Raw genomic sequence first — 14648 nt, 5'->3', positions numbered from 1 at the left:
AGTTTTTTAATTTTAGCTAAATATTCTACAGCGGCTTTTGTATAATTTTCTGTAAGATAATTTTTGAGTTAATGCTTACCACACCTTTAATTTTATTGAGTGTATTAATAACAAAATGAGAAAAAGAGTTTAGATCTTTAGTGGCAACGTGCAGTACATAATTAGATTCACCTGTAATGATATAGGCATTGATGACTTCATCAAAATTCTTGATTTGGCTTAAAAAAAAGTTGTGGTCATTTTCGGTGAGTTGAGCAAGTTTTATTTCAACTATTGCCTCAATTTTTATACCTAATTTTTCATAATTAACTTTTGCTTGATATTTTTCAATGATTCCGTTGGTTTCTAAAATTTTAACGCGTCTGTGACAAGCAGATGCTGAAAGATTAACAAGATCAGCAAGTTCTTGGTTACTTAAACGGGCATTGTCTTGTAAATACTTCAAAATTTTTAGATCGATCGCATCTAAATTCATTTTCGAATTTCATCCATATTTTTTAATTTTAATTAGAATTTTATACGAAAATAGCTATTTTTGATCAAATATTATCGAATAAATTGTACAAATTGACGTGATAAAATTCAAATACAAAGGAAATGTAGAAATAGGTGCAATATCAAATGATTACTCTTGAACAGTGTTTGTATTGGGATCAGGAAGATGAACTCAAAAAATTTAAAGATGAATTTGCATTGCCAGAAGGCGTCATTTATTTAGATGGTAACTCTTTAGGTGCTAGACCAAAGAAATCTTTGGCTGTCGCTCAGCATATTATTTCCCAAGAATGGGGAGAAGATCTGATCAATAGCTGGAATAAGGCAGACTGGTGGGGGCTACCAACACGGCTGGGTGACAAAGTCGCTAAACTGATTGGTGCGGAACAAGGTGAAGTTGTTATTTCAGATTCAACTACACTGAACTTATTTAAAGTTTTATCTGCAGCGGTAAAAATTCAGGCTGATAAATTCCCTGAACACAAAATTATTGTGGCAGAAAAAGATGCTTTTCCAACAGATATTTACATTATTGAAGGTTTCATTGACTTAATTCAAAAGGGCTATCAGGTTGAATTAATTGATGGCGTAGAAGACTTATCTCGTGCTTTAGAGAAAGATGTTGCTGTAGTGGTACTTTCCCATGTGAATTACCGCACTGGTTATTTTTATGATATGGCATCTATTAATGAACAAATTCATTCTAAAGATGCTTTGGTGATTTGGGATTTATGTCACTCAGTTGGTGCGGTTCCTATGCACCTTAATCAAACTGATAGTGATTTTGCGATTGGTTGTACCTATAAATATTTAAATGGTGGTCCTGGTTCTCCTGCATTGCTCTGGGTCAATGAAAAGCACCGTGATCAGTTCTGGCAGCCTTTATCTGGTTGGTGGAGTCATAAAAAACCTTTTGATATGGCACAGCATTATGAGCCAGCGAATAGTATCCGCCGATATTTATGTGGAACTCAGCCGGTTATTTCTATGAGTCTGATTGAATGCGGAGTGGATATTTTCCTGCATGCTGATATGCAAAAAATCCGTGAGAAATCTTTGAAATTAACTGATTTATTTATTCAATTGGTACATCAAGAATGTTCTGAATTCGGATTTGAGTTAATTACGCCTTTAGATCATAAGCATCGTGGTAGTCATGTTAGTTATCGTCATGAATTCGGTTATGAAATTATTCAGGCGCTTATAGCACGTGGTGTGATTGGTGATTATCGGGAACCTGCAGTCTTGAGATTTGGTATTACACCTTTGTATCTGGGCTTTGAAGATATTTGGAATGCAGTACAGCACTTAAAAGCAACCATGCTGAATAGTGAATGGAAAAACAAAGAGTATTTAGTTCGCGGTGAAGTGACCTGATCTTAAGGAATCAAAATAAAACAAATGGCTAGGAGGGCCTATGAGTAGTTTTGATGAAATACAAAATAGAGAAGCTGGGCTGCATAAAAAGTTATCTGCAAAACAGATGGGGATGATTGCGATTGGTGGAGCAATTGGAACCGGATTGTTTATGGGAAGCAAATTTGCAATTAGCTTTGCAGGTCCCGCAGTCATAGTCAGCTATGCGATTGGTGGTTTAATTGCTTTTGCGCTTATGGCTTGTTTGGCTGAAATGACAGTTCAGCATCCTACTTCGGGCTCATTTGGTGCATATGCAGAACATTATATAAGTCCACTTGCCGGCTTCTTAGTTCGCTACTGTTACTGGGCTTGTATTGTACTGGCGGTAGGTACAGAGATTACCGCCGTTGCTGATTATATGAAGCTCTGGTTCCCGAATGTAGGCTCTTGGGTCTGGATTGGATTTTTTTCACTGACCTTACTTGTTGTAAATGCCTATAGTGTTAAAGCTTTTGGACTAGTGGAATACTGGTTTTCCACAATTAAAGTTTTTGCCATTATCGTGTTTATTCTTTTGTCTATTGGTATCTTGACGCAAAGCAATCAGGGAATGACGCAAGTTGTAACTCATTTATCAGGACATGGGGGCTTTTTTCCAAATGGTTTTAGTGGGGTATGGATTGGTGTCATTATTTCAATATTTAGTTATTTAAGTATAGAAATGATTGCTGTCGCGGCTGGCGAAGCTAAAGACCCGGAAAAGGCAGTTAAAAAAGCATTCAAAAGCACAGCACTTCGACTCATTTTGTTTTATTTATTGTCCTTATTCCTAATCGTTACTTTGGTGCCGTGGACTGTTTTGATTGGAGCAGATGCAACAAGCCCTTTTGTTATGGTCATGAAGATTGTCGGTATCCCGTATGCGGATAGCATTTTAAACTTTATTGTAATTGTAGCTGCCTTATCAGCCATGAATAGCATGCTTTATATTTCAACTCGTATGCTGTTTAGCTTGTCACGTGCAGGTGATGCCCCAAAAGTCTTTGGTCGAATTAGTAGTAATGGTGTACCGGTAAATGCGCTGTTGTTATCTGCGGTAGGGATTGGTATTGCTAGTATTGTTTATACGATTAATCCAGCTTCCGCATTTCCAATTATGATTGCGCTATCCATGTTTGGTGCGTTGTTCACGTGGGGAAGTATATTTGTGACTCATATGTTTTTTAGAAGACATATGGTTCAGCAAAATATACAACTAAAATTTAAAATTCCTGCTAGTCGATTTATCTCTTTGTTTGGGTTTATTGCGATTTTAAGCATTACAGTGACTACCTGGTTTACCAGTGAATTTAAGTCTACTTTACAATTTGGCGTACCTTTAGTGCTTGTTCTTATATTTTTCTATTATTTGAAACGTTCTACCGTAAAGTTAAATCTCAACTCTAGTGAAGAAACATTGAAGTGACTGGTATATGAGAAAGTATGACAATGCTACAACGGTAGAGAATGAAGGTGAAATACTAGCAGGCTTCCAATACAGAAGCTTGCTGAGTTATCAGGCTTATTATCATATAAAAGATATAAAGTATGGTTCGAAGAACCGATCAACTCTGGATTTTTTTCCTCTAGAACATGTCAGTAAAACCGTAATTTTTATACATGGGGGATATTGGCAGTGGTGTGATAAATCGGACTTTGCCTTTATAGCGCCGTACATATTAGCAAAAGGAGCGCAGTGTGTACTTTTAGAATATGACTTGGCTCCTCAAAGTCATATTTCACAAATCGTTGCTCAAACTCAACAAGCGCTCGATTTTATCGCTAAACAAAATTGGAAAATAGGCGAAGTAGTAGTGGTAGGCCATTCAGCAGGTGCTCATCTTGGTGCTTTATGTTTAAACCATCCGTTATTATCCAAGGCAACTTTATTAAGTGGGATTTATGATTTATTACCTATACAAGAGACTCATTTAAATCACGCTTTAAACTTATCGCAAGAGGATATTTTGAAATATAGTCCTATTCATCAGCAGGAACAGATCAATATTCCTTGTACGATTTTGTGTGGTGGGTTAGAACTTAGTGAATTAAAATGGCAAAGTCAAAATTATTTTGAGTACCGACTTAGTCAAGGTGAGGATATGATTTCTTTTGAAATTATTCCTGAGATTAACCATTACTCTATTTTAGAGCACTATTTTAAATTTATATTTAAGTGAGAAATTAAGTTTGAGTTAGCCTTGGTAAACATAGGGTAAGTTGATTTAAATATTATAGAAACAATAGGTGGTGGGAAAATCATGAAAAGCTATCTTATTTATAATATTAAGTTCAGCTAATAAAATATTTCAGTACAAGAGCAATCAGTATGATAAACAACCAAATTGAACAGCATATAAATTGATATATTGTTTTATTAAATTTAAATAAATATATTGATTTTTGCTTAATCAACAAGGAAATGTAGAACGCGTCACACTTATTTGAGTTTTTTACTGCTGTATACTATTTTAAGTTGACCTAAACTAATATCTCGATTAGATTAAAAAGATAGTGTTTTCTCTCTAATCGACAAACTGTTTAGCTGTTGCTTAGATGAGTTTATAGTCCGTAGCTTCCCAAGATGCGGACTTTTTTATTTTTGTACAATTCGTTAATGGTACAAAGATTCGCGCATTAAAAAGACAGTTAATAGTAAATTCGGTTCAATTCAAGTGAAAAACTTAAAGAAGTATTGTAAATATATCTTTAAAGGTATATATTTATATATGCATATACTGCGTCTGTAAAGTTGTTTGTTTTTTAATACCCACATATTTTTAAGATATGTGGGTATTTTTTATTAAAAATATTTTTAAACTGGCTAAGTTTTATATAAGGGGTTTATTTTAGTTAGATAAGAAAATTCAAATAATTTGTTTTGCATAATTTATTTCTAATAAGCTTAATTAATAAAGAATAGGAAATATATATTTATACATTTATTGTACATATTAATCACAGTTAAAGAAATTGTTAATTTTTTATAGTTGTATGAACTTTTATATTTTGAAATAATTATCTATAACCTGTTAATTATCATATTGTTATGGATATTTTGAAGTTTCTAAGAAGTTTTAATACTGTTGGTACTTACTTAGCAATGGCTACTATAGTTCTTATCATAATGGTTATATTCTTTTATATTATTGAACCCAAATAGAGTGATATTTTAATTATAAAAAAATAAAATATTTAAATTATAAGTATATGGATGTCACATTTTTCTATAAAAAAGTGGATTGATATTGTTTAACCTAAAAAATTATGAAAATATGGTTGGGGTTTAAAAGCAGATAAAACTCCTCAAAGTTCTCATCTAAAATTTTAATCCTGAAGTAAAAAGTTATTAATTATCATAAAAATACCTGAAATATAATATATGGAGATAGTCATGAATATTCGCCAAGTGTCTGCGATTTGTCTTTCAATAGCAGCTACTCATTTTGTGTATGCCGCTTCAAATGTTGTAAATCCTGTAAATGATTCTTCCCAAGCAAAAGGAATTATTAAAAATCAATATATTGTTATATTAAATAAGGATGCAGGTCCTTCTAAAGATTTCGCACAAAATATTGCTAAACAACATGCTGGTAAAGTTTTACAAAGCTACGATACTGTTCTTAAAGGTTTTGCAATTTATTTACCTGATACAGCAGGGACAGCCTTTATTGAAGCGATGAAAAAGAACCCTCAAGTTCTTTCAGTAGAAAGCGATACAATAGTAAATATTGATGCAACTACTCAAAGTAATCCAGATTGGGGAATAGATCGTATAGACCAGAAAGCTTTACCATTAAATTCGACTTATTCTTATTTACAGACCGGTTCAGGTACTACGGCTTATATCGTGGATACTGGTATATTATCTAGCCACCAAGAGTTTTCAGGACGTGTGTTAAGCGGTTATACCGCAATATCTGATGGCAATGGTACAACCGACTGTAATGGACATGGGACCCATGTTGCTGGAACAGTAGGTGGTACGACCTATGGTGTTGCCAAAAGTGTCAATTTAGTTCCTATCCGGATTTTGGGGTGTGATGGGTCAGGGGCCTCAAGTAATGTTATTGCTGGTTTAGACTGGATATTAAAAAATGGTAAAAAACCTGCAGTTGTAAATATGTCTTTAGGTGGGGCAACAAGTTCTTCTTTAGATAGTGCAGTGGAAAACTTATTTAATAATGGTTATGTCATGGTCGTAGCCGCTGGCAATTCTAATACAGATGCATGTAGTTCTTCTCCTGCCAGAGTAAGTAAGGCGATTACTGTTGCTGCTACAGATAATACAGATACTCGAGCCAGCTATTCTAATTATGGAAGCTGTGTTGATATTTTTGCACCTGGAAGTCAGATTAACTCTTCTTGGATTGGAAGTAATACAGCTACCAAGATATTAAATGGTACTTCAATGGCAACCCCGCATGTTGCTGGTGTAGTTGCTGAAATGCTTCAAAGTACACCTACGGCTTCACCTCAAACGATCTCTACCAATCTTTTAAATCAAGCGAGCAGTAACGTAGTAAAAAACCCTTCAGGTAGCCCAAACCGTTTGTTATATAAATCTCCTTAATAAAAATATAATTCTCTATGATTGAAAAGGTCCCGAAGGACCTTTTTTTAAATTTTTGCATGTGTACCATACTTGTCAATCATGATTGAACTGGCTTCATTTAAACCACGTACAGTAACTTGTATGCCATTCTTTTGGAACTTTTCTACTGCTGAATCAAGCATTGCAACCGAAGTGACATCCCAAATATGTGAATGAGTCAGATCAATAATGACTTCTTTTACTTCTTCTTTAAAGTTAAAGCCGTGCATGAATTTATCTGAAGAACTAAAAAAGATTTGTCCTCTTAAATCATATAAACGAGCGTTGCCTTCTAATGAACTTATTACCTGTATATCATTTTCAAGTTTATTGGCTAAGAAAAGCGCGGAGAGTAGTACACCTGTCAATACGCCTAATGCTAGATTGTGAGTAGCTACAACTACAACAACCGTTGCAATCATAACGGTATTGCTACTTTTAGGATTAGTTTTAAATTGGGTAAGTGAACGCCACTCAAAAGTACTTATTGATACCATAATCATGACAGCAACAAGCGCAGCCATAGGAATAACTTTCAACCAATCACTTAAAAATACTACTAAAATCAGCAAGAATATGCCTGCGCATAAAGTAGATAAGCGTGTGCGACCACCTGATTTAACATTAATCATTGATTGCCCAATCATGGCACATCCAGCCATCCCACCCATAAAACCAGAGGCAATATTGGCAATACCTTGACCTTTACATTCCTTAAATTTATTACTCGGGCTATCCGTCATTTCATCAACAATTGTGGCTGTCATCATCGACTCAAGTAAGCCAACTGCAGCTAACGCCAATGAATAAGGAAGAATGATAAGAAGTGTATCTAAATTAAGAGGAATATCCGGAATTAAAAAAATAGGTAGAGTATTTGGTAATGCTCCCATATCGCCAACTGTTCGCACATCAAGGCCTAAAAAGAAGGCAAGTAATGTGACTATAACAATACATATAAGGGGAGATGGAAAAATTTTTCCAAGCTTTGGTACATAAGGGAATAGATAAATAATTGCTAAACCAATAGCAACTAATAGATAGACGTACCAACTTACATTGACTAGTTCTGGAAGCTGGGCCATAAAAATGAGTATGGCGAGAGCATTTACAAAACCAATCACAACTGATTTAGAGACAAAGCGCATGAGCTTAGCAAGCTTAAGATATCCTACTATAATTTGTATGACGCCCGTCAAAATAGTAGCTGCGAATAAATACTGAAGACCATGTTCTTTCACTAGGGTCGTCATGACTAAGGCCATAGCGCCCGTTGCTGCCGAAATCATGGCAGGACGGCCACCTACAAAAGAAATAATAACCGCAATACAAAAAGACGCATATAAACCGATTTGGGGATCTACACCTGCAATAATTGAAAAGGCAATCGCCTCTGGAATTAAAGCCAGACCAACAACAAGCCCAGAAAGAATATCTGCACGGACATTAGAGAACCATTGTTCTCGAAGATTCGTTAACATGGAAATAGCCTAGAATTTTAAATTTTAGAAAGGCTAGTGATGTGATATACCAACACACAAGCGACTACACCACATTACTAGACAGTGATGAGTTATTTACAAAGGAGAAGGGTAAATAAACTTAAGGTGGCGTAAGTGTCATGGATAACGAAAATTTGAAGTTTTAAAGAAGTGCGAAGGATAACATAAGTTTTTAGGGGGAGCCATTTAAGCTTGCTACTTTCACTTATTAGGCATCTAACTATTTTATGATTTGTTCATTTCTGCTTTAGGCAGAGACGTAAATTCATTTAATGGCATATCTAAGAAAAAGTCAGGAGCGTCAGTGTGTTTGCAGTTTAACCAATCGTTTCTAAGATGGTCAGGTATTACAATAATTGAACGTTTTTCATCGTCAGGTTTATGAAACTGTTTCATAAAAGAATGTCGATCTGCATTGATTGTTAATAGTGACATTGTTCTAACTTTCTGCTCATCAATTATGGTTTCTTCATAAATTGCTGCAAGCGTAAATGGCTTTCCATCTTGACGAAAGATGCCATACCAGTGTGCTTTACCATTGATATATTTCGGTTCATAAATAGCTTCAACAGGAACTAGGCCAAATTGATCATTTGACCAGGCATGTTTAAATGAACGTTTGTGATCAACCGTTTCAGTTCTTGCATTATAAGTTGCATATTTAAATGAAATTTCTTTCGCATATGGTGGCAACATTCCAAATTTAACTTTTCGCCATTCCCATTCATTTTGATGAGATAAGATTATTGGGCAATCATCACTTGGATAGACATCTGATTTGTAATCAAAGGTGGGTTCAAGTAAGTCTAATTGATAAGAATGCTCTTTCTTAAGGGGTTTGAAATTTGCACACATAACGAAATTCGATTTGTAAGGATCCTTAACCTTTAGCTTGGATCTTTTAACTATGTGGTATGTATATTTTTATAGATTGAATTGTCTATTTGAGTATTAAATTTTACTTTTCAATTACTTTGTTAAAGCTTTCTTTCAATTTATTTATCTTAAAAATGAGATCAATGATTTATAAGGCAACTTATAAGATATTCACTTGTTTTGAATAGCTACTTTTATGCAACAGAGCCTTGCAGAAATTTGGATTTTAATAAATGAGCTAATCATCATAATACAAAAGATATAGAGAACGTATACAAACCAATGTTTTCAGCGGTTTAAGTAACTCTTTAGAAAACTTTATAAGGTGGAACTATGAATAAACATTTATTAGCAAAAATCACTCTTTTAGGTGCTGCACAACTATTTACGTTTCATACGGCATTTGCAGATATACCTCTGACACCTGCTCAGTTCGCAAAAGCGAAAACAGAAAATTTTGATAAAAAAGTGATTCTGTCCAATTTAAATAAACCACATGCTTTGTTATGGGGGCCAGATAATCAAATTTGGTTAACCGAACGTGCAACTGGCAAAATTTTAAGAGTAAATCCTGTATCTGGTAGCGCGAAAACAGTATTTCAGGTTCCTGAAATTGTGAGTGATGCTGATGGGCAAAATGGTTTGTTAGGTTTTGCTTTTCATCCTGACTTTAAACATAACCCTTATATCTATATTTCAGGCACTTTTAAAAATCCAAAATCTACAGATAAAGAGTTACCTAATCAGACAATTATTCGTAGATATACCTATAATAAAACTACAGATACATTTGAAAAGCCTATTGATTTGATTGCAGGTTTACCGTCATCAAAAGATCATCAGTCTGGTCGTCTCGTTATTGGTCCAGACCAAAAAATCTACTATACGATTGGTGACCAAGGTCGTAATCAGTTAGCTTATCTGTTCTTACCGAATCAGGCACAGCATACTCCGACTCAGCAAGAGCTCAATAGTAAAGACTACCATACATATATGGGTAAAGTATTACGCTTAAATCTGGACGGCAGTATACCTAAAGACAACCCAAGCTTTAACGGCGTAGTGAGTCATATCTACACTTTAGGGCACCGTAATCCACAAGGTTTAGCATTTGCCCCAAATGGAAAGCTTTTACAATCTGAGCAAGGACCAAATTCTGATGATGAAATTAACCTTGTATTAAAAGGTGGTAACTATGGCTGGCCAAATGTAGCTGGTTATAAAGATGACAGTGGTTATGCCTATGCAAACTATTCGGCAGCAACCAATAAATCACAAATTAAAGATTTAGCTCAAAACGGGATAAAAGTAGCAACAGGTGTTCCTGTGACTAAAGAGTCTGAATGGACTGGTAAAAACTTTGTGCCACCTTTGAAAACTTTATATACGGTACAAGATACCTATAACTATAATGACCCTACTTGTGGTGAGATGGCATATATTTGCTGGCCAACGGTTGCACCGTCATCGGCATATGTATATACGGGAGGCAAAAAAGCGATTCCAGGGTGGGAAAATACATTATTGGTCCCATCTTTAAAACGTGGGGTGATTTTCCGTATTAAATTGGACCCGACATATAGCACGACTTTGGATGATGCTATCCCAATGTTTAAAAGCAATAACCGTTATCGTGATGTCATCGCTAGTCCAGAAGGTAATACCTTATATGTGCTGACTGATACAGCGGGAAATGTACAAAAAGATGATGGTTCAGTCACTCATACTTTAGAGAATCCCGGTTCTCTCATTAAATTTACATATAACGGTAAGTAACTTATTTCAAAAAACCCAGCTATATAGCTGGGTTTTTTATATAAAGGTTTAGATTTATTCAGTTACGACCAATACTGGCACATGAATTTCTCCTAAAAGTGCTTGAGTTACACTTCCTAAGAAGAACTTTTTAAAACCTTTTCGCCCATGAGAACCAATCACTAATAAATCAGCTTTTAGCTCAGTTGCTGCTTTGATGATTTCTGTATGAATTGTTTGACCTTCAACAATTTTGGTTTCAACAGAAATTCCATGTTGGCTAAATTGTTCTTTAGCTTGATCTAAAATGCTCTGAATCGAAGCTCTCGCTTTATTAAAATAATCTTGCGCAATTTCTGTACTATCAATAATTTCAACTGAAATAAATGGATCAATAGTGAGCGCATATACCAAAGTAACTTTACTACTAAAGGCTTTAGCAAGACTTGCAGCATGATTAACAGCAATAAGTGAGGTAGGAGAACCATCGACCGGAACTAAAATATGGTGATAACTCATATATTGCTCCTTATTGTCTTGTGACAATATTTATTGTTGAAGAACCTAAACTTGTTATCGTTATGGTTATATTATCGCCAATTTTATAATTTTTATTGTTTGTTTTTAGTGTGTAAGTTAAATGACTAATTCATAGAATAGTGACTTTCTAGATAAGCCTGGCCCTGTTTAAGAATAGAGAGCACCTGATTAGCGTCAATAGCTGATTCAAATAAAAAACCTTGCCCTATGTTGTATCCAAATTGAAGAAGCAACTCTTCTTGTTCTGGTGTTTCAATACCTTCTGCAATTAATCCGAGTGAAAGATTTGGAGCAAGTAAGCCAATTGCCTGAACAATTGCATAAATGGATGGATCATGTTGCATCTTTTGTATAAAGCTACAATCAACTTTTAAGCAATCAATAGGATAGTCTCTTATATGTGTTAATGAAGAGAAACCTGTTCCGAAGTCATCTAAAGCAATGCGTACCCCATGCTGTTTTAGTTTATTGAGCGCGCGAATAACATATTCAGAACCACGGTCACCCAGCATATGTTCAGTAACTTCTATTTCAATTAAATGGGTAGGAATTTCAAGTTGATTAATCTTTTTTAATAAACGTTCAGCATAGTTATCTCTTAAGAACTCAACTGGTGCGGCATTTAGAGAAACAGGAAGCGGCTCAAAACCTAATTTTATCCATTTAGCAATATCATGCAAAACTTGTTGTTGCATGATTTCACCAATTTTACTGGCTAAATCGTAGTCTTTAAAAGCTTCAGCAATCTGAGAAGGCAAACCTCTTTGGGCCGAAGTCGTATGCCAGCGGAGTAATGCTTCAAAGCCCACTACAGCATGAGTTTTTAGATCGACTTTGGGTTGATAGTAGGGCTGAATGGTATGATGACGAATAAGCTGGCGAGCAATGTTGAGTTGAGAGGCGATTGCCTCGGTTAACTGCATCATACTTGGGTTATACATACGTATGCCGCCACGACCACGGGCTTTTAAGTCATGTAATGCCATATCGGCACAACTTAATAAGCTCGATTGATCAACTGCATCTTGAGGATAAATGGCGCAGCCGATGCTCATGCCGCCGTTGAGCACATTCCCAGCATATGTAATGGGTTGATTGAGTTGTTGAAGCAATACTTCTGCAAGTTCACGAACATCATTCTCATTTTCTAAATGACTAACAATAACTGCAAACTCATCACCACCTAATCTGGCAACTGAACATCTCTCAGGATCTACGCACTGATTAAAACGTTTAGAAAGTATTTTTAATAAGTGGTCACCAGCACTATGACCTATAGTGTCATTAATATGCTTGAAATGATCTAGATCAATTAAAAGTAGCCCTACACTAGTTTGGGTTTCTCTTGAGTAGGCTAGAGTGCGTTTTAGTTGTAGCTTAAATGAACGTCTATTAAATAATCCTGTGAGTTCATCTCTCTCGCTAATATCTCTTAGACGGTTTTCGGTAAGATACTGTTGAGTGACATTTCGCGAAACACACAATATTTGAATAATTTCGCCGTTTGTATGTTGAATTGGGGTAAGCATGTTATCCCAATATTCTGGATTTTGATTTGGTAAGCAACTCATGCCAGCGAATCGGGCCACTTTACCCTGTAAGGCTTTTTTTAAGGCAACTCTTCCGCGTTTACGAATATGGGGTGGTAAAAGATCTAACCATCGCATACCGAATTTTTTTTCATCTACAGGTATACCTAATGCAAGGCATCCTGATTTATTCATATGAGATACAGTGCCATCTGTATTTAAAACCTTAATACAATCGACACTGATATCGAGCATTTGATTTTGTATATCGATATCTTTTCGTAAGCTTTGCTGCTCTTGTATATCTTGGTCAATATCTAGAAAACTAATAAACCATTCATTTTCTTGAGAAGATTCATGGTATTTCGACAATTGAATAGAAATTTTACACCATCGATAATAATGGGTTTTATGCAAAAGACGGCATTTAAATTCAATTCTTGATCGGAGTCGTATCGCATCTAACCAGTTGTTTTTAACTTCTTCTAAATCGGCAGGGTACACGAAATCTAGCCATTGTTGAAACAATGGAGGAGAAGTATCGCGCCAGTACTTTGTACACTCCGTATTGCAGTATAAAATTAAGCCTTTTTCATCACTGACCCAAGTCGGTAAAGGAAACTGCTCAACAATAAAATGCTTTTGGGTAGTGTTCGACATTGAAGTCATAACATGCCTAAAACTGCTGAAGAGTTAAACTATTTATAAACTGTATTGTAATAGTTGTGTCGTCACCACAAAAGCTATAAAAAATTAATATTTGATGTTTTTTCATCTCGAATAAAGGTTTTTTTTAAATAAAAATTTTATTAATCCTCTATGCATATGTTATTTATTAACTTTTAATCTCCTAAAGATTATGAAATATAGAATTTTAACTTGAAAAAATTATGCGTATTTTTGTAAAAAACTTGTTAAAACAGTTGTTTATAAAATTCAAATAGCGTTTTTTATAAAAAACTCATACATCAAAAACATTTTAACTCGTGAAGAGTTAATTAATTTAAATATTTATGAGAAAAAATTTATAAAGAAAAAGCATTTAAGTTATTAGAGGTTAATACAATAAATACTATTAACTTTACAAAAGTAATATAAAATAAGGTCTTATATTAGACCTCTTGCGAAAGTCGTTATTGCAAGTTCATCCGATTTACCAGTGCAGCGATTAAGTTAATGCGTAAACCGAATCTTTTCCGTCTATTTCGATAGCGTTCACTTAATATTCTAAATGTTTTCAATTGACTATTAATATGTTCGATCACAACTCGTATTTTTCCAATCATTTTATTGTACTTTTTCTCAACATCAAATAAGGGTAAATTCTTCTTTTTCTTTATTGGCATCAATAATTTAAAGCCATCTTGCTCTAATCCGTAGTACCCTAAATCGGTCATAACATATTTACAATGTTTGAATTTTTTAACCGTTCTTCTTGCCAATTTAATGTCATGCTGACTGCCATTCGATATATCTAGCCCTATGATTTGTTTGCTGTTCGGATGATAGATCACTTGTGCTTTTAGCGTATGTTTCTTCTTTTTACCACTGTAGAACTTACTCTGATTTTTTTTTCGGACGTTCTATTGAACATTCTGTCGCATCAATAATGACCCAGTTAAACTGTTCGTCTGCTGTGGTAATGCTTCGTTTTGGCAGAGTAAACCGTCTTGATTTCATCAATGCATCTTCAACCTTTTTAATGGTTCGATTCACATTACTTTCAGCGATATGGTAATTTGCAGCCAACTCCAATTGAGTGCTGTAATTCCGTAAGTAATTGAGTGTTAATAATAATTGATCCTCTATAGCTAAAGTATGAGGACGCCCAGATTTCTTTTTAAGTGATTCTACTTCTTTTAAAACTTCGATCATTTCACTAAAAACTGGTCGAGGTACACCAACCAAGCGCTGGAATTCAGAATCTGAAAAACGATTTAATTTCTGATATCTCATGAA

General features: G+C 34.8%; 12 protein-coding genes. 6 read left to right on the top strand and 6 right to left on the bottom strand.

Annotated features, from left to right (window positions below):
* Window positions 1–25 precede the first annotated feature (25 nt).
* On the bottom strand, window positions 26–475 hold the full coding sequence (gene gigD / locus EGT34_RS02910; protein ID WP_001046785.1) for an Lrp/AsnC family transcriptional regulator GigD: 450 nt from the start codon (window positions 473–475) through the stop codon (window positions 26–28).
* Between the two features lie 146 nt (window positions 476–621).
* On the opposite strand from gigD, the gene kynU reads away from it, so the two are divergent.
* The 5 genes from kynU (at window position 622) to EGT34_RS02890 (ending at window position 6466) form a co-directional block, all read left to right on the top strand.
* Window positions 622–1872, top strand: a complete 1251-nt coding sequence (gene kynU / locus EGT34_RS02905) for a kynureninase (protein WP_000631150.1) — start codon at window positions 622–624, stop codon at window positions 1870–1872.
* A 40-nt stretch (window positions 1873–1912) separates the two neighbouring features.
* Window positions 1913–3319: an amino acid permease gene (locus EGT34_RS02900; protein ID WP_000093788.1), complete on the top strand. Its 1407-nt coding sequence runs from the start codon at window positions 1913–1915 to the stop codon at window positions 3317–3319.
* A gap of 7 nt (window positions 3320–3326) precedes the next feature.
* Window positions 3327–4073: an alpha/beta hydrolase gene (locus EGT34_RS02895; protein WP_001233774.1), complete on the top strand. Its 747-nt coding sequence runs from the start codon at window positions 3327–3329 to the stop codon at window positions 4071–4073.
* A gap of 869 nt (window positions 4074–4942) precedes the next feature.
* Window positions 4943–5056 (top strand): hypothetical protein, encoded by a 114-nt coding sequence (locus EGT34_RS21210; protein WP_085916944.1) that lies wholly within the window; start codon window positions 4943–4945, stop codon window positions 5054–5056.
* Between the two features lie 231 nt (window positions 5057–5287).
* Complete coding sequence (locus EGT34_RS02890) at window positions 5288–6466, top strand: S8 family peptidase (RefSeq protein ID WP_001026402.1); 1179 nt, start codon at window positions 5288–5290, stop codon at window positions 6464–6466.
* A gap of 47 nt (window positions 6467–6513) precedes the next feature.
* On the opposite strand, the gene EGT34_RS02885 is transcribed toward EGT34_RS02890, so the two are convergent.
* Entirely contained in the window at window positions 6514–7968 is a 1455-nt protein-coding gene (locus tag EGT34_RS02885) for a SulP family inorganic anion transporter (RefSeq protein ID WP_000957167.1), read from the bottom strand.
* A gap of 246 nt (window positions 7969–8214) precedes the next feature.
* Entirely contained in the window at window positions 8215–8844 is a 630-nt protein-coding gene (locus EGT34_RS02880; RefSeq protein ID WP_000332533.1) for an SOS response-associated peptidase family protein, read from the bottom strand.
* A 354-nt stretch (window positions 8845–9198) separates the two neighbouring features.
* On the opposite strand from EGT34_RS02880, the gene EGT34_RS02875 reads away from it, so the two are divergent.
* Window positions 9199–10641, top strand: a complete 1443-nt coding sequence (locus EGT34_RS02875; RefSeq protein ID WP_001032866.1) for a glucose/sorbosone family PQQ-dependent dehydrogenase — start codon at window positions 9199–9201, stop codon at window positions 10639–10641.
* 54 nt (window positions 10642–10695) lie between these two features.
* On the opposite strand, the gene EGT34_RS02870 is transcribed toward EGT34_RS02875, so the two are convergent.
* The 3 genes from EGT34_RS02870 to EGT34_RS02860 all read right to left on the bottom strand — a co-directional run bounded on the left by EGT34_RS02870 (window position 10696) and on the right by EGT34_RS02860 (window position 14645).
* The gene (locus EGT34_RS02870; protein ID WP_000120225.1) at window positions 10696–11139 is read right to left on the bottom strand and encodes a universal stress protein; all 444 of its coding nucleotides are present in this window, start codon (window positions 11137–11139) and stop codon (window positions 10696–10698) included.
* Window positions 11140–11264: 125 nt separating this feature from the next.
* Window positions 11265–13358 carry an EAL domain-containing protein gene (locus tag EGT34_RS02865; protein WP_000203165.1) on the bottom strand — a complete coding sequence of 698 codons (2094 nt, stop codon included), beginning with the start codon at window positions 13356–13358 and terminating at the stop codon, window positions 11265–11267.
* Window positions 13359–13822: 464 nt separating this feature from the next.
* Window positions 13823–14645, bottom strand: a protein-coding gene (locus EGT34_RS02860) for an IS5-like element ISAba27 family transposase (RefSeq protein ID WP_076611894.1) whose coding sequence is annotated in 2 segments (ribosomal slippage) — window positions 13823–14263 and window positions 14265–14645 — 822 coding nt in all. Because the reading frame shifts where the segments join, the coding sequence is not laid out codon by codon here.
* Window positions 14646–14648: the final 3 nt, after the last annotated feature.

Source organism: Acinetobacter sp. FDAARGOS_558 (genome assembly GCF_003937785.1).
GTDB lineage: Bacteria > Pseudomonadota > Gammaproteobacteria > Pseudomonadales > Moraxellaceae > Acinetobacter > Acinetobacter baumannii.
Note: the sequence above shows the minus strand (reverse complement) of the source record. Positions and strands in the feature narration are given on the sequence as shown.

Coding starts and splice junctions, on each gene's coding strand:
- gigD (WP_001046785.1), bottom strand. CDS start 475: ATGAATTTAGATGCGATCGATCTAAAAATTTTGAAGTATTTACAAGAC.
- kynU (WP_000631150.1), top strand. CDS start 622: ATGATTACTCTTGAACAGTGTTTGTATTGGGATCAGGAAGATGAACTC.
- EGT34_RS02900 (WP_000093788.1), top strand. CDS start 1,913: ATGAGTAGTTTTGATGAAATACAAAATAGAGAAGCTGGGCTGCATAAA.
- EGT34_RS02895 (WP_001233774.1), top strand. CDS start 3,327: ATGAGAAAGTATGACAATGCTACAACGGTAGAGAATGAAGGTGAAATA.
- EGT34_RS21210 (WP_085916944.1), top strand. CDS start 4,943: ATGGATATTTTGAAGTTTCTAAGAAGTTTTAATACTGTTGGTACTTAC.
- EGT34_RS02890 (WP_001026402.1), top strand. CDS start 5,288: ATGAATATTCGCCAAGTGTCTGCGATTTGTCTTTCAATAGCAGCTACT.
- EGT34_RS02885 (WP_000957167.1), bottom strand. CDS start 7,968: ATGTTAACGAATCTTCGAGAACAATGGTTCTCTAATGTCCGTGCAGAT.
- EGT34_RS02880 (WP_000332533.1), bottom strand. CDS start 8,844: ATGTGTGCAAATTTCAAACCCCTTAAGAAAGAGCATTCTTATCAATTA.
- EGT34_RS02875 (WP_001032866.1), top strand. CDS start 9,199: ATGAATAAACATTTATTAGCAAAAATCACTCTTTTAGGTGCTGCACAA.
- EGT34_RS02870 (WP_000120225.1), bottom strand. CDS start 11,139: ATGAGTTATCACCATATTTTAGTTCCGGTCGATGGTTCTCCTACCTCA.
- EGT34_RS02865 (WP_000203165.1), bottom strand. CDS start 13,358: ATGACTTCAATGTCGAACACTACCCAAAAGCATTTTATTGTTGAGCAG.